Annotated in this window: 20 protein-coding genes; 10 read left to right on the forward strand and 10 right to left on the reverse strand. The window is 48.3% G+C overall.

Annotated features, from left to right (window positions below; translation table 11 throughout):
- Positions 1-347: 347 nt before the first annotated feature.
- The 3 genes from DXZ20_RS05575 (at position 348) to DXZ20_RS05585 (ending at position 3,174) form a co-directional block, all read left to right on the forward strand.
- Positions 348-560, forward strand: a complete 213-nt coding sequence (locus DXZ20_RS05575) for a hypothetical protein (RefSeq protein ID WP_163696911.1) — start codon at positions 348-350, stop codon at positions 558-560.
- Between the two features lie 51 nt (positions 561-611).
- Positions 612-2,048 (forward strand): Na+/proline symporter, encoded by a 1,437-nt coding sequence (locus DXZ20_RS05580; protein ID WP_163696912.1) that lies wholly within the window; start codon positions 612-614, stop codon positions 2,046-2,048.
- A 493-nt stretch (positions 2,049-2,541) separates the two neighbouring features.
- A complete protein-coding gene (locus tag DXZ20_RS05585; protein ID WP_163662135.1) occupies positions 2,542-3,174 on the forward strand; it encodes a L,D-transpeptidase family protein in 633 nt (210 codons plus the stop codon).
- A 34-nt stretch (positions 3,175-3,208) separates the two neighbouring features.
- On the opposite strand, the gene DXZ20_RS05590 is transcribed toward DXZ20_RS05585, so the two are convergent.
- The 8 genes from DXZ20_RS05590 to DXZ20_RS05625 form a co-directional block, all read right to left on the reverse strand.
- Entirely contained in the window at positions 3,209-3,727 is a 519-nt protein-coding gene (locus tag DXZ20_RS05590) for a prolipoprotein diacylglyceryl transferase (RefSeq protein WP_163696913.1), read from the reverse strand.
- A gap of 24 nt (positions 3,728-3,751) precedes the next feature.
- On the reverse strand, positions 3,752-4,825 hold the full coding sequence (locus DXZ20_RS05595) for a pentapeptide repeat-containing protein (RefSeq protein WP_163696915.1): 1,074 nt from the start codon (positions 4,823-4,825) through the stop codon (positions 3,752-3,754).
- Positions 4,826-5,066: 241 nt separating this feature from the next.
- The gene (locus DXZ20_RS05600; protein ID WP_163696917.1) at positions 5,067-6,557 is read right to left on the reverse strand and encodes an alpha-amylase; all 1,491 of its coding nucleotides are present in this window, start codon (positions 6,555-6,557) and stop codon (positions 5,067-5,069) included.
- 469 nt (positions 6,558-7,026) lie between these two features.
- Positions 7,027-7,323, reverse strand: coding sequence for an RNA-binding regulator (gene rbp / locus DXZ20_RS05605; RefSeq protein WP_006516039.1), 297 nt, complete (start codon positions 7,321-7,323; stop codon positions 7,027-7,029).
- A 352-nt stretch (positions 7,324-7,675) separates the two neighbouring features.
- Complete coding sequence (locus DXZ20_RS05610) at positions 7,676-8,266, reverse strand: slr1658 family protein (RefSeq protein WP_163696919.1); 591 nt, start codon at positions 8,264-8,266, stop codon at positions 7,676-7,678.
- A gap of 97 nt (positions 8,267-8,363) precedes the next feature.
- On the reverse strand, positions 8,364-10,502 hold the full coding sequence (locus DXZ20_RS05615; protein ID WP_163696921.1) for a SpoIIE family protein phosphatase: 2,139 nt from the start codon (positions 10,500-10,502) through the stop codon (positions 8,364-8,366).
- A gap of 57 nt (positions 10,503-10,559) precedes the next feature.
- Positions 10,560-10,913 carry a slr1659 superfamily regulator gene (locus tag DXZ20_RS05620; protein ID WP_163696924.1) on the reverse strand — a complete coding sequence of 118 codons (354 nt, stop codon included), beginning with the start codon at positions 10,911-10,913 and terminating at the stop codon, positions 10,560-10,562.
- 154 nt (positions 10,914-11,067) lie between these two features.
- On the reverse strand, positions 11,068-12,264 hold the full coding sequence (locus DXZ20_RS05625; protein WP_163662149.1) for an aminotransferase class V-fold PLP-dependent enzyme: 1,197 nt from the start codon (positions 12,262-12,264) through the stop codon (positions 11,068-11,070).
- Positions 12,265-12,492: 228 nt separating this feature from the next.
- Here DXZ20_RS05625 and DXZ20_RS05630 point away from each other — a divergent pair, with 228 nt between their 5' ends.
- The 6 genes from DXZ20_RS05630 to gatC all read left to right on the forward strand — a co-directional run bounded on the left by DXZ20_RS05630 (position 12,493) and on the right by gatC (position 18,096).
- Positions 12,493-13,071 (forward strand): hypothetical protein, encoded by a 579-nt coding sequence (locus DXZ20_RS05630; protein ID WP_163662151.1) that lies wholly within the window; start codon positions 12,493-12,495, stop codon positions 13,069-13,071.
- Between the two features lie 49 nt (positions 13,072-13,120).
- Positions 13,121-14,470, forward strand: a complete 1,350-nt coding sequence (gene aroA / locus DXZ20_RS05635) for a 3-phosphoshikimate 1-carboxyvinyltransferase (RefSeq protein ID WP_163696926.1) — start codon at positions 13,121-13,123, stop codon at positions 14,468-14,470.
- 225 nt (positions 14,471-14,695) lie between these two features.
- Positions 14,696-16,420 carry a two-component system response regulator gene (locus DXZ20_RS05640; RefSeq protein WP_163696928.1) on the forward strand — a complete coding sequence of 575 codons (1,725 nt, stop codon included), beginning with the start codon at positions 14,696-14,698 and terminating at the stop codon, positions 16,418-16,420.
- Positions 16,421-16,656: 236 nt separating this feature from the next.
- Positions 16,657-17,100: a hypothetical protein gene (locus DXZ20_RS05645; protein ID WP_163696930.1), complete on the forward strand. Its 444-nt coding sequence runs from the start codon at positions 16,657-16,659 to the stop codon at positions 17,098-17,100.
- 120 nt (positions 17,101-17,220) lie between these two features.
- Complete coding sequence (locus DXZ20_RS05650; protein ID WP_163662155.1) at positions 17,221-17,742, forward strand: photosystem I assembly protein Ycf3; 522 nt, start codon at positions 17,221-17,223, stop codon at positions 17,740-17,742.
- 66 nt (positions 17,743-17,808) lie between these two features.
- The gene (gatC, locus tag DXZ20_RS05655; protein WP_163671570.1) at positions 17,809-18,096 is read left to right on the forward strand and encodes an Asp-tRNA(Asn)/Glu-tRNA(Gln) amidotransferase subunit GatC; all 288 of its coding nucleotides are present in this window, start codon (positions 17,809-17,811) and stop codon (positions 18,094-18,096) included.
- 70 nt (positions 18,097-18,166) lie between these two features.
- Here gatC and DXZ20_RS05660 read toward each other — a convergent pair whose 3' ends face one another.
- Positions 18,167-18,919, reverse strand: coding sequence for a creatininase family protein (locus DXZ20_RS05660; protein WP_163662156.1), 753 nt, complete (start codon positions 18,917-18,919; stop codon positions 18,167-18,169).
- A gap of 143 nt (positions 18,920-19,062) precedes the next feature.
- On the opposite strand from DXZ20_RS05660, the gene DXZ20_RS05665 reads away from it, so the two are divergent.
- The gene (locus DXZ20_RS05665; RefSeq protein ID WP_163662157.1) at positions 19,063-19,350 is read left to right on the forward strand and encodes a DUF6679 family protein; all 288 of its coding nucleotides are present in this window, start codon (positions 19,063-19,065) and stop codon (positions 19,348-19,350) included.
- A 35-nt stretch (positions 19,351-19,385) separates the two neighbouring features.
- Here the strand turns inward: DXZ20_RS05665 and DXZ20_RS05670 are convergent, their stop codons facing one another.
- On the reverse strand, positions 19,386-21,065 hold the full coding sequence (locus DXZ20_RS05670) for an MBL fold metallo-hydrolase (protein ID WP_163696932.1): 1,680 nt from the start codon (positions 21,063-21,065) through the stop codon (positions 19,386-19,388).
- Positions 21,066-21,075 lie beyond the last annotated feature (10 nt).

The raw sequence follows: 21,075 nt of genomic DNA on the forward strand, positions 1-21,075 counted from the left end.
GGTAAGGGACAGGGTGATGGGTGGATGGCATCGCTGCCAATTTTCCGCCATCGGGTACTAGTTCGGGATACAAAAGTTGTTGTTTTTGTTGCCATCGTTACTGATCGAAGAGATCAGTTGATCTGTAAAGCCCGCTAACTGCCTGAATTTGGCAGATGACATCATACCCAGGGTGAGTAATACTTTATTGCTTTAATTATTAACAAGAACCCCTGATCTTTTCTATGCGGTCTATAAAAGACTGAGGGCGTTTTATGCCACATTTCTAATTAAAAACTCAGCGTTGATTCAGACAATCTGTGGTTAGATCGAGTCTTACTGGCTGTTCATTCCCTGCATCTGTGCCAATGGTTGCATCTGTTAAACATGTTCACGTTCCTGATACTTGCGATCGCATTGTCATCTGTGGTGGTCCCTACAGCAACTTTGCGGCTGTTACTGCATTTTTAACAACTACTGCTGACAAACCCTATCGATTGGTCACGGGCTACGTGACTGTGGCTTTTGTCTGGGAAATTGAAACAGCTGAAAAGGCTGTAAGAACAAGGGTAATGGCTTAATCACCCCATTGTTTCGCCAACCAACAACAACTCAAAACTCATAACAACAATATGTCCACCGCAACACTCACCTGGGCTTTATTAGCCGGGTATGGTTTGTTTATCTATCGCATTGTTAAAACAACAACACCTGGAAAAGTCTCAGCCTCTGAATTCTTTCAGGGACATTCACGTCAGGGTAACGATCCTGGCCTCTGGTTACTGGTGTCTAGTGCGACGATCTCATGGATTTTTGCTAAATCCATTGATAATGCAGCGAGCTTAAGCAATGCCTTTGGTATTACTGGTGGCATCGGCTATGCCATTTACTACCTGAGCTTTGTGACTGCCGCAGTCACGCTCTATCTGATTCGCACGCGGGGCGGCTACCGCTCCATTTCCGAATTTTTAGTGAGCAAGTATGGCACCCTGTGTTCTCGATTATTTTTGTTAGCCATTGCCATACGTCTTCTCAATGAGGTATGGTCCAACACCAAAGTGTTTTCTCTATATTTTGGTCCTGAAGGCAGCGGTGGATATTGGTTTGCAGCACTACTGGTAACCTCGTTTACCGTCTATTACAGTCTTCTAGGTGGGTTGCGCAGCAGTTTATTAACCGATGGTGCCCAGATGCTGCTGGCGGCTGTTTTGCTCGTTATTATTTTGGCTGTGTTAGGCCCAGGGCTGGTCAGTCAAGGCTTACCCCCTGCGGATCGAGATACCACCCTCGCAGGATTGACCTTCTGCGGATTAGCCTTTGTGCAAATCTTTAGCTATCCCTTCCATGATCCGGTCATGACAGACCGCGCCTTTATTACGTCTCCCAAAGTTATGTTCAAAGGGTTTGTACTGGCGGGTGTGATCAGCGGCGGCTTTATCTTTCTCTTCAGTTTTGTTGGGCTCTATGCCCGTGCCTTTGCCGTTGAAGGGTCACCGATACTGGCAGTGCCCGTCTTATTTAGTTTGCCAATGTTGCTGGTGTTTAATGCCATTATGCTCACCAGTGCCGGTTCCACCCTGGATTCCACATTTTCCAGTGTGGCCAAACTGGGAGCCCGCGATTGGGCCAATCGTCGAGATCACCCCACAGAGGGTCAGGCATCCATAGGCCGCTGGTGGATTGTTGCGATCGCAATCCTTGGTAATGTACCGTTGCTAAGCATTTATCTAGGCGATCAGATTGGACCAGCCATTATTCTGGCAACCACCATCAGTGGCACCATGGTCATGGGTTTGGCTCCCATTTTCTTATTGTCCTTTATTCCCAGTGCTGGGCGTCTCAGCTTTCACTTTGCCTTTTGGCCCGGTCTCATCTTCGGTATTCTACGGGTGCTAGAAAGTGCCCTTAGCACTCAAATTTTTCCAGACTGGGTCATCATCGGAGCCGGTAGATATGCCATCGATCTGGGTGTGAATGTGTATGGCCTCATGCTATGTACAGCAGGCTATCTGATCGGTGCAGCCATCAATTACAAACAGGTCAGACCCCAAGCAGGGGCCAAAGTCTGACACTCTTCTAGGGGCATTCCCTTATGCGGTTCGGCTGAACTCCGTCGAAGCCATGCCCTATGAGGTGCCGGTCATCAGGATTGCGGATTATCTCTCAAGAAAAAAGCCTCCGACAGTATTGTCGGGGGCTGGTGCACTGTGCGAATCGAACGCTGGAGATTACTAAGCCCTGGGCGTTGTAGCGACTGCCGCGATAGGTTAGAGGTGGATAATCCTGTAGAGGTACTCCCTTATAGGGTTCGGCTAAGTTCCGTCAAAGCCATGCCCTTCGATATCGGACGCTTGATAACAGTATGCCGACATTGCTATTCCCAGGTTTTCCATTTGGGGAAACCTGGAATGTTATTTTTTCCAATTTTGGAAATTCACAGTTAAAATCAAAAGCTCATGGTCACCGGAGGGTGCCAGTGGCGAATTTCTGTCTACTCCCCTACATGCCATGGCTGAATTTTGTCACTATCAAAAAAGCTGTAAAACGCAATAGAGATACTCGGTGACTAACACTCTTCGCAGTTTGATAGTTAGCTTGACAGTGCCCCTCTTTGGGGGTCTACTGGCACTGCCTGGTGTGGCTCAAACTCCTGCCCCAGAGCAGCCTCTGGCACCAACGGCCCTGGCACCACTGCCGACGCCCCTTTACCACCTAGACCGAGATCCTCAACCGGTCAAATTACCTGCTTCAGAGCTGAGAAAATGGCCGCCCCCCAATGAACAAATAGATGAACTGACTGACACACAGACCGTTGAACTCGTGCTCCAACTCGACCAACGTCAGCTGCATGTCTATCGGGGAGATACCCTTGAAAAGACGTTTCCTGTCGCGGTGGGTAAAACTGGCTGGGAAACACCTACCGGCAGCTTTGAAGTGTCTTATATGCTCGAAAATCCAGGCTGGACCAATCCATTTACAGGCGATTTGATGCCCCCTGGCCCTAATAACCCATTAGGGGAACGCTGGATTGCTTTTTGGACCGATGGCCGCAATGAAATCGGGTTTCACGGTACCCCCAATCGGGACTCCATTGGCCAGGCAGCTTCCCATGGATGTGTTCGTCTGTATAACGAACACATCCGCGAACTCTATGAGCTGGTTACCCCCGGCACATTAGTCACCGTTTTGCAGTAACCGTTTTGCCTTAAGCAGGGCGCTGCCGCCTCACCTACCATAGCCCCCGAGGGCTGTTGTTAAGGGGGCCTTCACCACCAATAGCGTCCTCAGTATCTTCATTGGCCAGGTCTTCGGCATCCGAGTCTTCAACCGCTGAGTCTTCGGCATCCGCGTCTTCGGCATCAGGTTCGTCAGCAATTTCATCGTCTGGAGCGGCGTCTGAATCTTCCGGTGATTCCGCTGCAGCTGGCTCATCAGGATTTTCTTCAACGGCGGTATCGGGGTCGTCCACATCCGTATCTTCCCCTGGAGATTCAGAGTCAGCATCATCCGGTAAATCGATTGATGTGGGCTCATCGTCCTCAGGTAAAACGTCAGTCGGTTCTGGCTCTAGTTCAGCACCTGGGGTAGGATCAGGCGCTCCTTCAAATTCTCCTCCATCTGCCGGCGGTGTGGGAGTCGGGACGTCCTGACCATAGACGATAGGGGTCACTCCTAGGGTGAAACTAATGGCTGAGATCACGGCTAATAACAGACGAACCTTGGAAAATCGGTTGGAAAAAGTAAGCATAGCTATGCTCCTGCAAAAACAATGTCACGATTCAGGTAAATCGATCGGCCTGTGATCACATGTCACATTGCCATCGACCAAGCGTCCTTGTTGCCATATGCCTGATTCTGAGGCGCCATCGGCAAAGATATACACCCCCTCACCATTGCACTTATTAAACTCAAAATCGCCGATGTAGCGATCGCCATTTTCTAACATCCACACACCACGACCACTAAATAAATCATTTTGAAATTCGCCCACATATCGACGGCCAGTTTCAAAGGTAAATGTGCCACAACCATTGCGTCGACCGTCACGATATTCACCATCGTAGCGATTACCATTGGTGAAAAGCATGCTGCCACGACCGTTGGCTGGCTTACCATCGGCAAACGGGCCATAAAATCGGGTACCGTTTTGATAAATGTGATCGGGCTCGTCGGCCTTAATGGGCGTAACGTCAGGCTCATTACACACGAGCTGAATCGTTATGGTGCCATCGGGGGTAACAAATTTAGGACCTTTAGGGCGCAGTATAAAGTAGAGGCCGACGGCGGCGGTTGCGATCGCACCGCCTATCATCACTATTCGAGGTAACAAAGGCGGCGGTTTTACCAATACCTGCACCTGGGAAGCAACCGGTGACACATCAGGAGCCACTGTAGGCTGTTTAGACGGCAAAGGCGTCAGCTGTTCAACAGGTGCAGGTGGTGGCGAGGCGCTCTCAGCCCCCACCTCTAAACAAGTGCCTTGTAAATTAGCGTTTGTAAAATTAGCATTATCAGTCACCGCATCAGACAAATCTGCCTCACTCAGATTTGCCTCTACAAAGTTGCCATCCTGCAAATTAGCCGCCGCTAAACAAGCCCCTTGCAAACTAGCATTATTCGCATAAATACCACTAAGATTGGCCTCCGCCAGGTCAGCGCCATCTAAATTTGCACCAATCAAACACGCCCGACTGAGATTGGCTTTGCGCAGGTTAATGCCCTGTAGCGACTTTTCAAATAAGTAAGCAGATTCTAATTCGGGGCACTCATCAGGATGCTCTTCACGCCAATGATTCCAGGCTTCTACACCCTGCTCGATGAGTTCTAGATAATCGATCGTTATCATGTCAGCCCCAATAGACCCTCAAGAAGGTTGACAAAGACATCTACAGTTACAGCTATACAGATACTATTACCGCAGAAGGGATAAGCATTGTGCAACGCATTTAAGGACGCATCGGGAAACTGTCACACTGATTAACAGCACAAAAGATCTTAAAAAGCCGCTTGCATCACCAACAAGCGGCTTTTTGAGCAATCACTGTCTCAAAACATAGTTTGACAGTAGTTTGGCAATACTGACCGACTTACGCCTCTACCCAAACAGAGACAGAACCACCATTACAGCGAAATTCTGCCCAACCCGACTCATTAGTAGTAATCGGCGTCTTCACATGCTCAGTCAGGTCATAGAACTGAGTATTTGCCTTACCCACTTCCATCCACTTAGAACCCTCAGGACCATCGCTCATAATCACAGCCATCGCCTGGGGATGCTCTGGGTCTCCTAGTCGAGTCCAACCAATGGTATTGAAATGATCAAAATAATCATACTGAGGACCATAGGCGAAGTGCTTGCGGGCATACAAAAACTTATCAATCAGCCAACGATGAGCATGAAGGGTGATGGGATACTTATTGCCATCTTTGCCATAGTCTTCATACTGAGCACCATAGTAATCAGCATAGAAAACACAGGGATAACCTTCTGCTCGCAACAAGATGAGGGCATAGGCCAAGGGTTTAAACCAAGCCTCTACCGGAGCCTCTAACGCTTGTAGTGGCTGAGAGTCATGGTTTTCAACAAACGTGACTGCCTGGGTAGGACGCGTTTGCATCATCGTCCCATCCAGAATCTTGCCCATGTCATAATGCCCTCCCGCTTTACTGGCATAGTGGAAGTTATAGTGCAAAGGCACGTCAAACACCGACATCCGACCTTGCACAGCATCTACATACCATTGGAGGGTACCAAGGTCGTTGTACCAGTACTCACCCACCATAAACAGATCTTTCTGAGCATAGTGTTCCAGAGCATCAATCCACAGCGGAAAATACCAGGCAGAAATATGCTTAATTGCATCAAGCCGGAAACCATCTACACCGGTTTGCTCTAGATACCACTTACCCCAGTTTTCAACTTCTTTTTGCACCTCGACACTTTGAAAGTCCACATCGGCTCCCATCAGATAGGCAAAATTTCCTTTCTCTAGGGCGACATCATCATCAAATGCCTTTCCTTCAAAGAGATAAACCGTATTGCTATCTTTGGAGTAGTCATCATAGTCAACGGCATCAAAATGCCACCAATGCCACTCAAAATCAGAATATTTCTTACTCCCGTCCGGCAACACGCGTCCTGGAAAGGTGAAATGCGTATAGGCATTAATGTCCTGCTGCCCACCTTTGGGATTTAAGCGATCATTCTGCCAAAAGGGGGTAGCTTTCACAACTTCCGTCTGGTTGGCCCCCATCCGATGGTTCAGCACACCATCGGCATAGACCTGGATACCAGCCGCTTGAAGCGCTTGAACGGCACTTAAATACTCGTCTCGGGTACCGTACTTGGTACGCTTCGAGCCACATTGATCAAATTCACCCAGGTCATACATATCGTAAACGGCGTATCCCACATCGTAGCCACCACCCATGCCTTTATAGGCTGGAGGCAACCACATCGCCGTAAATCCCGCATCTGCTAATTCCTTAGATCGAGTATTGACTTGATTCCATAGGCTGCCGTCCCCCGGCACATACCAATGGAAATATTGCATCATGACACCATTTAGTGCAGACATTTATGACAGCTCCTTTGAATAACAGGTGAGTAAGCAAAACACTGAATTCAGACAATAGAGGGAGAATGTACTGACTATTGAACTCAGAATATACAGGCTATAACAACCACAGAGATTGCTTAGAGCACGGCTGCAATACTTAGCCACAGGACACCAAACAAGCTCCATCGTCACCAGAAGAGATTCCTGGCTTGAGGATGTGACATTAATCACACGCCAATGAATTTATCCTACTAATCCCACTGATACAAAATCCTGACTAATAGCACCCAGTATCGAAGGGTATGGCTTCAACGGTGAGTTCAGCCGAACCGTACAAGGGAGCGCCCCTACAGGATTATCCATTTTTAACCGGGTTTAATGGATTCGGAGTGGATATCAGACACAAATAGAAGCCATGCAGATTAACCTACATGACTTCTATTTGCAAGGCTCAAAAACAATTTAATCGCGGTAATCGCAATAACAATTAGTAACGGCGATCCCCTTTGTTACCCCAATTTCCCCCTGATCCCCCCCGAGGCTCACGGGGCTTAGCTTTGTTAACCTTGAGTACGCGTCCCATCCACTCAGCACCGTCTAAAGCCTCAATGGCAGCGGTCTCTTCCGCATCTGTCTCCATCTCAACGAAGGCAAACCCACGAGGTCGACCTGTTTCTCTATCGGTAGGTAGATGAGCACTTTTGACGGTACCGTACTCAGCGAAAACATCAGTCACATCTTCTTTGGTGGCATCGTAAGACAAATTGCCAACATACACTGACATATGAGATTCTCCAAACATTCAAATTCAAAGGACACAGAGTTATATTCGGAGAACCATTTTAGAAAAGATTGCATAGCCGAAAATAAATCTGACCAAACGCTAGCACAGAGCCAGGGATAGTGCATAAAAATGCAGCAAAAATCAATTTTTGCCGTTGCCGATTTAGAGGATGAATCGTCTGTGGAACTTTCAAACAGCCTAAATTCAACGGATGGAATCATGGGGGAAGCTCAGCAACGCCCAATCTTTAAAGGATTCAGACATTCTAGCGACCGCTTCCATCCCATTCACAACGAAAACCGATGTTTGTGTAGACTTTCTACTGTAGGGAAAACCTACTCAAAAAAATAGGCTATACGGTGACTTGGGCCATCACCGTTACAGCGATCGCATCAGGGAGTGTTGGTAAAGGCTCAAACTTCCAACCTAGGCGAACCTGATAATCATTAATCATTGTGAGAAACCCTAATCCTGAGCGCGTAGTATCGTTTTCCATAGCGCTCTCTTCCACTTGTTGTAGGTATAACTCCTGGGGATCAGATGCTAATAATTCTTTAATAAATATCTGGAATTCCGCCGCTTGGGCTTTATTAACATTATTGGTAGCGAATATAACAGCAACTAACTCTGGATTCTCTAGAAAATAAATTCCAAGTTTTACTTGATGGGTAGACGTTTCTAAATTGAACTTCACAGCGTTTTCGATGAGTTCATTAGCGACATAGCTAATGGAGCCCTGGGCTTCTTTTATCCTTTGTTCCTCTTCAGGGTTATTCTCATCTAATGGCAGAAAATTAATAAAACAATTGGCCAAAAAATGCGCTGACAGCCGTTGATTACGCCAAAGGTTTTTAATATCTTCTGATGTAGAGGTAAAACTCAGTTCTAGGGAATCGCGCTCAGGAGGAAGAATAGTAATATAATCACCAAAGATCTGATGCATCCAATTTTCTCCTGGAACGTCGATTTATATAAGATCTGTTAGGGGAATCTTTGGTTAAGGGTTAATTCAGAGAGAAGGGCCAAACTATACGAAAGTATTACTGCTGTTTGAGGACAAGCAGGGTAATATCATCAAATATTTTTTGTTCACCAATAAACGCTTTAACATCGTTAATAATAGCTCGTTGAACATCTTCAGCCGTACTACCATGCCAACTTTGGGATATCACCTGGCGCAAACGAGGCATACCATATTGTTTTTTATGTGAATTATAGGCTTCAGGAATTCCGTCAGTGTAGAGTACGATCCCGTCACCAGGCTGCAACTGAACTTTGACATAGCTAATGAAGCCACCTATATCATCGTCCAACCCAATTGGCATCCCTAAGTCCATCGTATCAATGCTCTCAACCGTGCTATCGACTCTAACGATAAGAATCTCTTCATGCTGACCACTAATACTAACGTATCCGTCTGAATAGTTGAGAATAGCAAGGGTTAAGTTCTTTTCAGAGTCCATCCGCTGGACATTCTGATAGATCGTACTATTCACGGTTTCTAGAAACTTAATGGGGTCATGTTCTTGAATTTCTTTGAGGGTTCGCACCGCCGTTTGGGTCATGAGCATCAACATACCGCTTTCCAGGCCATGCCCTGTGACGTCACCAATGCCTAAGGTAACGATACCCTCCGTCTCTAAAACATCATAATAATCTCCACCCACTTCATCGGCAGGTTCCATAAAGCCAACAATATCGAGGCCGTCCACATTTTTTAGTTCTTCAGCCTTAGGCAATATCATTTGCTGAATTTGTCTAACAACATCGATTTCTGCCCCCATTCGCAGGTTTTCGGCCTTTAATTTGTCATTTAAGGTACTAATTTGAGCATTAGCATTAGCAAGTTCTGCCGTACGCTCTTTAACTTTATCTTCTAATGTTTCAAAAGATGTTCTGAGCTGACTGGCCATGCTATCGAACGAGTACGCTAACGTGCGTAATTCGCGGATGGGACCTGTTTCACTATCGCTCAGTCTAAGCTCTCCATGTTTTAGGTCTCCGCTGGCAATGGCTTTAGACGCTTGAGTAATACGTAATACAGGCTGGGTCAGCCAGCGGGTAATTAATAACCCAACACCGACTGCAACCCCAAGGGCCAGTAATGTTAGTGCAATGGTATTACGATTATTGGCATAGATTTGTCCCATAAAATCAGCTTCTGGAATGGCAACCACAATTAGCCAATCAAGACCACGGCCATCACGAAATGGGAGAACTTGGACAAAATGCCGCTGTCTATGAAGTTTAAAGTTGAGCTGTTGCGATCGCGAAATTTCCTGAAGGCTGCCAAACCGTTTTTCAATATGTTGCGTGGTTCCCTGCACCAGAGGATCTTGGCTATCCACAGCCTGTAAAAATTGGGGATCTTCTTCATCTCCTAACATTAAGGGTTCATCCGCCGAACTCGAGATCAAACGACCTTCACGGTCCACAACAAACGCCTGGCCTGACTTACCAATATCTAAATCTCTTAAGAAATCCCGAAACTCTTCTGGTAAGACAACATCAGCCGCACACACACCCAACAAACGTTGCCCTGCTCTATCGTAAACAGGCAATGCCGCTGTAATGTTGGGTAGCCCTGTGGTAAACGCAATATAAATATCTGTCCAAACTGGTTGCTGGGCTTGGGTAGCTGACCGATACCAGGGGCGCTGTCTAGCATCAAATATAGTTTTTAACTGACGTAGAAAATAAGTCCGTTGCCCCCGGACATTGAGGGTGTAATATTGACGCTTAGCCTTAGTTGCAGCATTGCTATAGGACAGCTGTAACGAACCATCTTCTGGGTCTCGTAAAACACCAAAGAAATCTCCTCGATTGTTACCACAGTAAACAAACGCCACATTTGGGGCAATTTTCATTTGTTGATAAAGCTGGGCTTCGCCACGGGTGGCAGTTGTGACATCAATCACGCCATGAATCAATGCCGTTGAATTCAATCGATTGATTTCGTGGGGGGTTTCAAAGTAGCCCTGCAGTTCTCTCTGAATTCGGGCTGACACCTCGGTGCGTAGCTGAGAGGTTAAGTCTTGCACAGCCTGTTGACTATTGCGAAATGAAAGATAGCCAACTAACCCTACAGTGGCACAAATTTGGAGAACAAATGGAACCACCAGGATTCTGCGCATAGGAATACGAAAATCACTAGGTAATCCACTAAACAAGCGTTTCATGCTTATACTCCACCTTGGCTGCTGAGGACAATCAAGTCTTGAGGCAGACTAATAGAACTACTCTACGTCCAACCGTAGGCTAGGAAGAAATTTCTGGAGATTTCTCAATGATTTGCCCTGCCAGGGCACCTCATGGGAACCCAAAATGGTTAACTGAATATCTTGCGTTTGGCGTAAACCCAAAACAAATTTGGACAACATACTAATACCAGAGCTGTTGAGAAACTCTAACCGTCTTAGATCGATGGTCATGACAGCAGGGTTGCCACTGGCTATCTCCTGTAGCAAGTCTTTAATCGGAGCGTAATCTGTGGGACCGCTTAATGCCAACTCACCCTGAAACGTTACAACGACAGCATCAGCATCGTAGTGAACAACATAATCTTCGCCTTTGATTTCCTGATTGACCATTAGCAGCATCTTTTGCTAGTACAGGGTATATAGAAGAAATTATCCTTCACTAAGCCCCTTAGGCAGCAAACCCCTTTCCAGTTTTTTAGGGTGGGAAAATGATAGCTTGGGCCGCAACCATTGTGTAGATGGGACTGTTTTCGATCTTGATTATTTATAGAGAATGACCGTGCAGAAAGGTTTCTATGGTATCAATCAGGCGATCAATTTCCGCCTCAGTCGTAAAGTAATGGACACAAGCTCGTACACAGCTGGGTGACAATAGGGTGCGTAGATAGAACTGTTGCGATTCCAAATAGGTAACAAGTTTTTGATGCAGGTCTGGGGAATACTCTCCTGCTTGAAAAAGTTGAAAGGATACTAAACCAGACTCTGGAGGCGACTTCAAAAGACACTGGACTGCCCGCAGGCTGTTGAGCTTACCCCAGAGATAACTGCTGAGCTGACAAATGCGAAAGTAGCGTTCTTCCGCAGTGCCCCAGCTATGGTGGGATGCGATCGCAACCCGTAAGCCACTACATAGCGCCACATTAGAGGTAGCCACTTCATACCGCCGGGCATCGGACTGCCACCCCGTAGGCTGTCCCTCTTTGTTCATAGTAATGCCGCGCCAACCAATAAACGTCGGTGCCAGATCCTCCATCGCTGCGGGACTGACATACAGCCCCCCCAACCCAGCCGGACCGCAACACCATTTATGGCCGGTAAATGCATAGAAATCCACACCGGTCTCAGCCATCTGTAGGGGTAACATACCTACCGATTGAGCAGCATCTGACAAAACACGCACCGTCTGGGGTTGAGCATGGCACAGCTGACAGATCTCCGTTAGTGGCATCACCTGACCCGTATTCCAAAGAACGTGGCTCACCACCACCAAACGGGTATTGGGACGCAATTGGGATTGAATCATGGCCACCGGATTGGCCCTATTGATCTGACTGAGGTGAGGAAAAATACTGACCTCTAAGTCGAAGCGTCGCTGTAGCTCATACACCGCCGCAAAAATACCAGGATGCTCGCAATCCGATAGCAGGATATGATCACCGTTGCGCCAGGACATCCCCCACAGCGCAATGTTACAGCCAACAGTAACATCCTCCGTCAGCACCATGGTCTGGGGTGACACACCTAGCTCGTCCGCCAAAACACGTCGGGTTTTCTCCCCTTCAACCTGCATCCATGTATTAACCGCACTCCCAAAGGGACCGCGAGTTTGCATGGTCTGATGGGCAAACTGAATTGCCTTCAGCGCATTGAGCACCATCGGGCCTTGACCACCGTAGTTGAAATAAGATTTGTTTTGCAGCGCTGGAATTGTCTGACGATATTGCGCAATGCTGACACTCATGAAGGCACAACCAAGCCAGTTAAAGATTTATCAAGTTTAATCTATCCTGCATCGGTTATTTTGTCCGTAAAGACAGGCTTTCTGGGGGTTTTTTACAGATTCCGGATGGAGGTTAAATCGATCTGAACCTATTTACTATCAGGCCGGGTAAATTGTAAAAGAGATTACTATTCCGCATTAACTACTTAATGGTTAATGCTGTAGCGACCATAACGGAAACCGATACTAATGCGCCTTTCACGCTCGATTTTGCCAGTGGGGTTAGCAGCCCTAACACTAGCCAGCTGTGGCCCTTCAAAGGTCGCTCAGTGCAACGCGTTTGCCGATGTGATCAATCAGGCCCAGGTGTTCAAGGATGAATTTGAAACTGAAATCGATAGCTTCACCCAACAGGCCCAAGGTGCTGAAAGTCTAGGGGACATCCAAACCGCGGCCACCCAATACATCAGTGCAGTCGAAAAGGTGGTGGTTAGCATCGATGGCATGGTCACTAGCCTGGGTGAGTTAGAACTGGCTGATGAACAGTTATCCCAATACCGTGACGGTTACGCCGAAATCATTTCTGGCTCAGCCACAGAACTCAATGTGGCCGGTGAAGCCATGCAGCTGGTGGCCAATGCCGAATCAGAAACTGACCTCAGCAATGTATTGGAGGAATTTCAAGGCAAAGCCAACAATGCATTCACCAATTTGCAAACCTTGTCGCAAAACGAAGCCACCCTGGTGAATGACATTAATACCTATTGTGGTGCCGAGGTCCCCATCGGCACTGAAGAAACGGCTCCCGCAGCACCTGCCGATGAATAGGTAGGCCTTCACGATAGAATCTATAGCGCCGCTTGCTGATTCCATCGCCATGGTTACCTCGTCTTCTGCTTTGCTGATTGAAACTGATGCCGCCTCTCACCAGGCGTGGACTATTACGGCCAATGGTCGAGGGCTAAAAGGGCGGCTCCAGGTGCCTGGCGATAAGTCTATTTCCCATCGGTCTCTAATGCTGGGAGCGTTAGCCAGCGGTGAAACTCGCATTAAAGGGTTACTGCTGGGAGAAGACCCCCGCAGTACTGCGGCTTGTTTTCAGGCCATGGGGGCTAAGATTTCTGACCTAGAAGCAGAATGGATCACCGTCCAAGGCTTAGGAGTGGGCAACCTCCAGGAGCCTAATATTGTTTTAGATGCGGGCAACTCAGGAACCACGCTGAGACTCATGCTGGGGTTACTAGCTTCGCAACCCGATCGTTTCTTTACCGTGACCGGTGATGATTCTTTGCGATCGCGCCCCATGGCACGGGTGATCACCCCCCTGACTACGATGGGCGCTCAGATTTGGGGTCGCAATAACAACCAGCTTGCGCCCTTAGCCATCCAAGGCCAAACGTTATCTCCTATCCATTACCAATCTCCCATTGCCTCAGCCCAGGTCAAGTCCTGCATCTTACTGGCTGGCCTCTCAGTGGATGGTGATACTACAGTTACCGAGCCCAGCCTCTCACGCGACCACAGTGAACGCATGCTCAGTGCCTTTGGCGCTAACCTAACTGTTGATCGAGACGCCTGCCGCGTGACACTACACGGCCCGAGCCAGCTGCAAGGGCAAACCGTGATTGTCCCTGGCGACATCAGCTCTGCCGCCTATTGGATGGTGGCCGCCGCCATCGTACCTGGATCAGACCTCGTAATTGAAAACGTCGGCGTCAATCCGACCCGTACTGGAATTTTAGAGGCGCTACAACGGATGGAAGCCGATATCACCTTGGAAAATGAGCGGGAAGTCACGGGAGAACCCGTCGCTGACATTCGGGTACGTACCAGTCAACTCAAGGCCTGCACCCTTGGTGGCGATCTCATTCCTCGCTTGATTGATGAAGTCCCCATTCTGGCCGTGGCCGCCCTCTTTGCTGATGGCACTACGCGCATTGAAGATGCTGCCGAACTGCGGGTCAAAGAAAGCGATCGCATCGCTGCAACCGCCAGCCAACTCAACCAACTAGGTGCATCCGTCAGCGAGCTCTCCGACGGTCTAGAAATTCAGGGTGGAACCACCCTCACGGGCGCAAATGTCGATAGCTTTACCGACCATCGTATTGCCATGAGTCTCGCCATTGCGGCCCTGCGCGCCGCTGGCTCTACCACCATTCACCAGGCAGAAGCCGCCGCTGTATCCTACCCCCCCTTTGCTAAAACCCTAGAGGAATTTGCCCTTTAGACTTTGAGTAAATTGCATCTTGAGTCAGGGCAGCTGTTGCGTAAAAATTCCCAATCCCTATTCCCCTCTCCCAACTCGATTGATTTCTCTCCACGTCGGGAATTCTAGAGCAACTGTGGAAACCATCAAGGGGAAGCCATCCAACGTTGCTCAAGCGACTGGTTGTCCTGCCTCCGCCATGCCATCTGTTGCCCGATTTTTGATCAGGGTTGCAACATAGCATCTATGCAAAAGATTTTATTGATTGGGTCATCGAAGTTATATACGTCAACAACAGAGCAAACGATTGCAGCTGCAGGCTACATCGTTGAACGGGCAGACACAGGCACTGCTGGGTTGGAGCTAGTCCGTGCTCAAAATCCTAATCTGGTGGTCTGTGATTGGGATTTAAGTGATTGCAATGGTCACTACGTGCTGAAACAAATGCGTAAAGACCTACAGCTAGCGGTCACGCCATTTATCATGCTGAGCCCACTGTATGACCGAAAACACCTGCGTCACACCATGCAGATGGGGGCAGATGACTGTCTGATCCATCCATTTGCGGATGATGTCTTGATTGCTGCAATCTCAGCCCGATTAAAACATCAAGAAGCCATTAACAACCACTACCTCAGCCATTTACGGCTAGCCGCAGAACACCTGAATCGGCTGTCCTACTATGACAGTCTCACCAAACTACCTAATCATCTGTTATTTGAGCAACGTTTTACTCAACTCATCCAAACATCGGCTAACCCCATAGCCTTGCTTTCCCTCAGTCTGGATCGCCTCAGGCAAATCAACAACATTTTAGGCTACCCAGCCGGTGATAGCCTTTTGCAATCCACCAGCCATCGCCTCCAGGCCTGTCTCCCCAATGGTACGATGCTGGCCCGACTGACCGGCAATCAGTTTGCGATCGCCCTCAGCAACATAGATAGCCTGGTAACCGTCAAAAAGCTGGCAACAGAGCTGATGGATGCCCTAAGCCGCCCATTTTCACTACCTGGCCACGAAGTTTTTCTCACCGCTAGCGTAGGCGTAGCCATGTATCCCCACAACAGCCGAGAATTAACGGTGCTCATGCGCCAGGCCGATGCGGCCCTGGAATATGCCAAACGTCAAAAAAGTAACTACTGCCAGTTTTATCAACCTGATATGGTAGTCGCCACCGAATATCAAATTCGGTTAGAAACCTGGCTACGCTATGCCCTGGAACGCGATGAATTTGAAGTGCACTACCAGCCTCAACTCAATCTACAAACGGGCCAGATCGAAGCAGCAGAAGCCTTGATTCGGTGGCACCATCCCGAAGCAGGCAATATATCCCCCGGTTTGTTTATCCCACTGGCCGAAGAAACAGGATTGATTATCTCCATCGGCCAATGGGTACTAGAGACAGCCTGCCGCCAAGTCCGCCAATGGCAAGATATGAATCTGGGTCTGCGCCACGTATCAGTAAACTTATCCAGCGTCCAGTTTAACCAGGGCAACCTGAGTCAGCGAGTGGCCCAGACCCTGCAAAATATTGGCTTATCCCCACGCATGCTAGAACTGGAAATCACCGAAACCGCATTGATTCAAGATGCCAATGCCGCCATCCGCACATTAAATGAACTTAAACACTTGGGCATTCGTTTAGCTGTGGACGATTTCGGTACTGGGTATTCATCCTTGAGCTATTTGCAGAAACTGCCCATCGACACCCTCAAGATTGACAACTGTTTTGTACGCGGCGTCACCACTGACCCCAAAAATCAGGTTATTCTCAAATCGGCCATTGATATGGGGCATGATTTAGGACTTTGTATCATTGCAGAAGGTGTAGAGACCTTGGATGAACAAAGTCTATTGGAAACCTATCAATGTGATTTTGCCCAGGGCTATTTCATCGGCAAACCGATGAGCGCTCAGCACCTACAAGCTTATTTAGAACAACAAATAGCACTGGTCAGTTTAGCGTCGTAATCATCGCTAACGGCCTTTGGGGGTAGTTTTTTGGAGATACCGTAGTTATGCCAAAGGGCCAGGGAATAATAGGCACATAGCTAGACAGTACATACTACGAGACTTAGGTGTATAACCCGCATTAGCTAGTGGTTAGCGAGTTACCATAGCGTTGGCCCTAGATCGTTCTTATATATCAGGATGCTTGGGGCACCGACAAGTAAACACGTTTCTGGGTTGCGGGTTAGGCAAAATATATGTGGCGACAGTGGAGAAAGGTCAACAACTACGTCCATAGCGTACAAACGTATCAAGATATGAGCCCTGATTTAACCATACGAAATCAGGTCAATCAATCACTACGGCAGCATCGTACTCCCCTATCATCAGAGGACTGGTGCAACGAATGCCATCGAGTCACGCAATCTGCGCCTACAACCCTGAGGTTTATCTACCGAACCCTAGAAAAATATTCCGGTATCGAATTTAGTCGCGTCAGACCCCAGGATCACCTAGTGGAGGATCTGCAATTTCCGATGGTGTGCTGGTTTGACTGGTCGACAAGCTTTTGTGACGAGGTCATCCAGCACTTTGATATAGATATTAGCGACTGCTTTGATGAAACGCGCTGCGATACCCTAGCCGACTTGATCATGTTCTTGGATGCCTGTTTGGCCAGTCAATCATCTCCAGCCAACTAATGCCACTGCTGATCCTAAATCAGCAATGCCGACTAAATATTACAGACCGAAACTAACCAAGTAAGGTTGTAACAGCGTTACATTAAAATGTAATCCTGGCTCTTATTGACTAGCCCTGCCATGCCTAGAACTCAGCGCAACGATAATTTCATCGATAAATCCTTTACGGTCATGGCCGATATGATCCTAAAGATGCTGCCAACGAAAAAGCAGGCAAAAGAAGCCTTTGCTTACTATCGTGACGGCATGTCTGCCCAGGCCGATGGCGAATATGCAGAAGCCCTAGATAACTATGACGTAGCCCTAGAGCTAGAAGAGGATCCCTACGATAAGAGCTTCATTCTCTACAACATGGGGCTAATCCACGCCAGTAACGGTGACCATGATGCAGCTTTAGAAAAGTATGCGGCAGCCATCGCACTTAACCCCCGTATGCCCCAGGCATTAAATAATACTGCCGTCATCCACCACTACCGAGGTGAGCAGGCCGAAGCAGCGGGTGATAAAAAGGCTGCTGAAGTTTTTTATGACGAAGCGGCTAGCTATTGGCTGGAAGCATTACGCATGGCTCCCAATAACTATATTGAGGCGCAAAACTGGTTGAAGAATACGGGTCGAATGGCAGCAGATGTATTCTTTTAACTCATACATTGGACGGTGGGCAGAGCCCACCCTATCCTTTATTTACTTACGATTAGCCTTTCCCAAATGATTGATTTAGAACAGGTTCGCAAGGTGGCGCTCCTAGCTCGTTTAGAGCTGACAGAAGCAGAAGAACAGCAGTTTACAGAGCAGCTAAGCGGTATTTTGGACTATGTGCAGCAGCTCAATGAGTTGAACACAGAGAATATTGAACCGACAACTCGGGCCATTGAGCTGAGCAATATTACTCGACAGGATGAGTTAACTCCCTTTGCAGATCGAGAGTCTATCTTGGATATTGCACCGGACCGTGAAGATGATTTCTTCAAGGTGCCTAAAATTCTTGGCAGTTAGTTGATTCAGTCGATTCGATTGGTGAAGACGTTCCATAGTTTGTAAAGACGTTCCATGGAACGTCTCAAAATTAATGGTTATCGCCAAGGAATTGCAGGTAGTCGTTGCTCATTTCTTTAACAGCGGCTTCGTAAAATTGTTTGCCATGTTCTGGTGTGGCCAAGTCTGGGTTAGAACCCATGCGACCATCGGTATAAAATCGTCGAAAATCAACAGCGCCATAAATACGATGGCCCGAGGGAGCAACTTGAGGGTCTAGGGGAGCTGATTTAATGAAATCAGGATAAGCATATTGCGTTAGGGCAACTTCACTGGGCGTGGCGTGGGAACCTTCTTGATCCCCGTACAGTTCCTTGGCAAGAGCATAGACAGATCGACACATAAACCAGTTAGCCAGTTTACAGCGCACATTTTCCGCCCCTGAGATATTGAGATCAGCCAGGGTCGCATAGGTTTCCGAGAAGGCAGCTTTAAGGGTGGCCATGTTGCCACCATGGCCATTAATAAAGTAGAACCGGTTAAACCCAGCTCGCGCTAATGGCTTAATGTAATCCTGAATGAGGGCAATTAACGTACTGGGTCGTAAACTAATGCTGCCGGGGAAGGCCGTGTGATGCAGCGCCATGCCAACATTAATGGTAGGGCCGATCAGAGCATCCGTTTGCTCACCCACACCCGCAGCCACTGTTTCTGCACAAATGGCATCGGTGCCAATCAAACCTGTGGGACCATGCTGCTCGGTGGAACCAATGGGAAAAATAATGCCTTGCGATCGCAACAAATAGGCTTCGACGTCAGGCCATGTACACAGATGCAGTTTCATTGCTTCACCTTCATCAGTGGTCAACCTATGATCTGGGTGGTCAAACTTCGTTAACCTCCCTTAAGCTGTATTTAAGATGTGGTTGCAATACCATAGGTATGACTGCAAACCACAGTAGTCGCTTAGATGACAGGTAGATTTCTATGCTACATCGCAAGATATACCAACTCTCATGCGACGGTCGTGAGGTGTGGGTGTTTTTAAGGGATCAGCACCGCTGGATTGAGCGGGCTAAGATTTTAAACATCGAGGGCGATCTCGTAACTCTACGCTACGAAACCGAAGAAGATGACAAGCGCTGCGCATGGGAAGAAATGGTGCGGTTAGAGAGTATTGGTTCAATTCAGCAAAAGCTGGCCACGGTTCCCAAAGGAGATACGGAAATCATAATCTCGGACGATTGTCCCACATCTGAACAAATTCACGAATAGTCGCGTTCCATGTAGGGGCATTCCATGGAAAGCCCCTACCGAGATGTAAATTCTGGGCAATGCCCATCTGGAGCCACTAGCCGACCAAACAATGGTGAGCGAGGCTGCTGACAGCTACGTTGCTGATAGAACTGACAGTTATCACAGGCAATGCGATCGGGAGCTAATCGGTTGGTAATCTCAACCAGCTCCGATGAATCTACGCCTCGTAGCACCAGGTTTTCACCCTGCCAGCGGGCCTCGATAATGCCTGTTTCAGCAAAACTTTGCCAGCGGGCATCAGCAGTAATAGTCGGTGGCAATTGAAGCGAGACCTGATCCCGAGAGTCGCTCACGGTGCCCTCAAAGGTGGGTTCACTGGGTGGAGGTAGAGAAGCAAATCGGGTATCTAGAAATAGCGATAACGGATTTCCCGGCAAAGGAATATGCACCTGATAGCGACTCTGGAGGGATTCTAAATTCGCTAAGGCACTAAGACGCTCTAGTTGACCATGGACCAACACCACATGGCGCGGTCGCAAATTATGGATCAGCTGTGTCGTCCCATCACCATCGCAGTGGCTATATAGCTGATAGGTTTCAAGCTGCACCGTGCCGGAAACCGTGGCATTTTTTAAACTATCAAACCAGTCATAAGCAGGACCATGGGCATCCAACTCCCGTTGCCAGCTCCTCAAATCTGCCTGTTCTGGCAAAAAGACACTCCAAGCCCCCCGATATCGTTGGCAATAGAGATCAACGGGAGTAGCTGGGTGCACTAATAACACCGCAGGTGCATCGAAAGACCCTATTTGCGGTTCTAGCGGTAGGCTCGACAACCGTTTAATCGTGGGATTGATGCGATCATCCCAAAAAATAGATTGATGCTGGGCAAAGTTCTGGACATTGCGGGGAAACGCATCGGGCATCTGCTCCAAAAGCTCCAGATAGGCATCACAGCTGCTAGCCAAAGCGGGATCAACCCAAATAGTTAAAGGCTGACCGGTAAAGTGATAATGACTGCGCCAGAGCATGAGCAGCTCTTGCCCCAGGCCTAGCATCGGTACCGGAAAAACCACACAGCGTAACTGATCGAGGTGAGATCGCAGTCGCTCAATCAGCTGATGTTCCTGCTGCCGCCGATTTGGATAGCATGTCGCCCCCAAACTTCCTTCCACAATCAGCACATCGGGGTTTAAGCCTCGCAGTGCCGCTAAGGGCAACCCATCCACCAGGCGTGTACTGGAGAGAAAACAATCCCCGGTGTAAAAAATTTTGTAGGTACGACTATCTTGAGCGTAGGTAAACAGGGTGCAAGCCGCTCCCGGCAGGTGCCCAGCGGGCCAGAGCTCCACAGTTAAATTATCCGCCAGCTCAATCGGCATGCGCCAGGGCAAAATTTGGATGGAGTCAGCCAGAAGCCTATCTCCTAATAGAGCAACTGTCCCCGCCGTGGCATATATCGGTACATGGGGCCACCATTGCCTGAGTAAGTTTAAGCTGCGGCCATGGTCAACATGGGCATGGCTGCAAAACACAGCATCAGGCGGAGGATGCTCCTCCAAAGGAGTGATATCTTCTAAACCGCAATCTAACAGGATGCGATGACGACCAATAACCAGACCTAGACTAACGCCTTCATCGCCATGGCCCACACCATAGGGATAACATACGACGGTATTCCCATCGGCTATAGCAGAGGATCCTATTGGTGGTAAAACAACATCGGCCCCCATTCAGTCAGGC

This window comes from Adonisia turfae CCMR0081, assembly GCF_011009555.1.
GTDB lineage: Bacteria > Cyanobacteriota > Cyanobacteriia > Phormidesmidales > Phormidesmidaceae > Leptothoe > Leptothoe turfae.

Coding starts and splice junctions, on each gene's coding strand:
- DXZ20_RS05580 (WP_163696912.1), top strand. CDS start 612: ATGTCCACCGCAACACTCACCTGGGCTTTATTAGCCGGGTATGGTTTG.
- DXZ20_RS05600 (WP_163696917.1), bottom strand. CDS start 6,557: ATGTCTGCACTAAATGGTGTCATGATGCAATATTTCCATTGGTATGTG.
- DXZ20_RS05650 (WP_163662155.1), top strand. CDS start 17,221: ATGCCTAGAACTCAGCGCAACGATAATTTCATCGATAAATCCTTTACG.
- DXZ20_RS05595 (WP_163696915.1), bottom strand. CDS start 4,825: ATGATAACGATCGATTATCTAGAACTCATCGAGCAGGGTGTAGAAGCC.
- DXZ20_RS05645 (WP_163696930.1), top strand. CDS start 16,657: ATGTGGCGACAGTGGAGAAAGGTCAACAACTACGTCCATAGCGTACAA.
- DXZ20_RS05670 (WP_163696932.1), bottom strand. CDS start 21,065: ATGGGGGCCGATGTTGTTTTACCACCAATAGGATCCTCTGCTATAGCC.
- aroA (WP_163696926.1), top strand. CDS start 13,121: ATGGTTACCTCGTCTTCTGCTTTGCTGATTGAAACTGATGCCGCCTCT.
- DXZ20_RS05630 (WP_163662151.1), top strand. CDS start 12,493: ATGCGCCTTTCACGCTCGATTTTGCCAGTGGGGTTAGCAGCCCTAACA.
- DXZ20_RS05640 (WP_163696928.1), top strand. CDS start 14,696: ATGCAAAAGATTTTATTGATTGGGTCATCGAAGTTATATACGTCAACA.
- rbp (WP_006516039.1), bottom strand. CDS start 7,323: ATGTCAGTGTATGTTGGCAATTTGTCTTACGATGCCACCAAAGAAGAT.
- DXZ20_RS05615 (WP_163696921.1), bottom strand. CDS start 10,502: ATGAAACGCTTGTTTAGTGGATTACCTAGTGATTTTCGTATTCCTATG.
- DXZ20_RS05610 (WP_163696919.1), bottom strand. CDS start 8,266: ATGCATCAGATCTTTGGTGATTATATTACTATTCTTCCTCCTGAGCGC.
- DXZ20_RS05620 (WP_163696924.1), bottom strand. CDS start 10,913: ATGGTCAATCAGGAAATCAAAGGCGAAGATTATGTTGTTCACTACGAT.
- gatC (WP_163671570.1), top strand. CDS start 17,809: ATGATTGATTTAGAACAGGTTCGCAAGGTGGCGCTCCTAGCTCGTTTA.
- DXZ20_RS05590 (WP_163696913.1), bottom strand. CDS start 3,727: ATGCTTACTTTTTCCAACCGATTTTCCAAGGTTCGTCTGTTATTAGCC.
- DXZ20_RS05660 (WP_163662156.1), bottom strand. CDS start 18,919: ATGAAACTGCATCTGTGTACATGGCCTGACGTCGAAGCCTATTTGTTG.
- DXZ20_RS05625 (WP_163662149.1), bottom strand. CDS start 12,264: ATGAGTGTCAGCATTGCGCAATATCGTCAGACAATTCCAGCGCTGCAA.
- DXZ20_RS05665 (WP_163662157.1), top strand. CDS start 19,063: ATGCTACATCGCAAGATATACCAACTCTCATGCGACGGTCGTGAGGTG.
- DXZ20_RS05575 (WP_163696911.1), top strand. CDS start 348: ATGGTTGCATCTGTTAAACATGTTCACGTTCCTGATACTTGCGATCGC.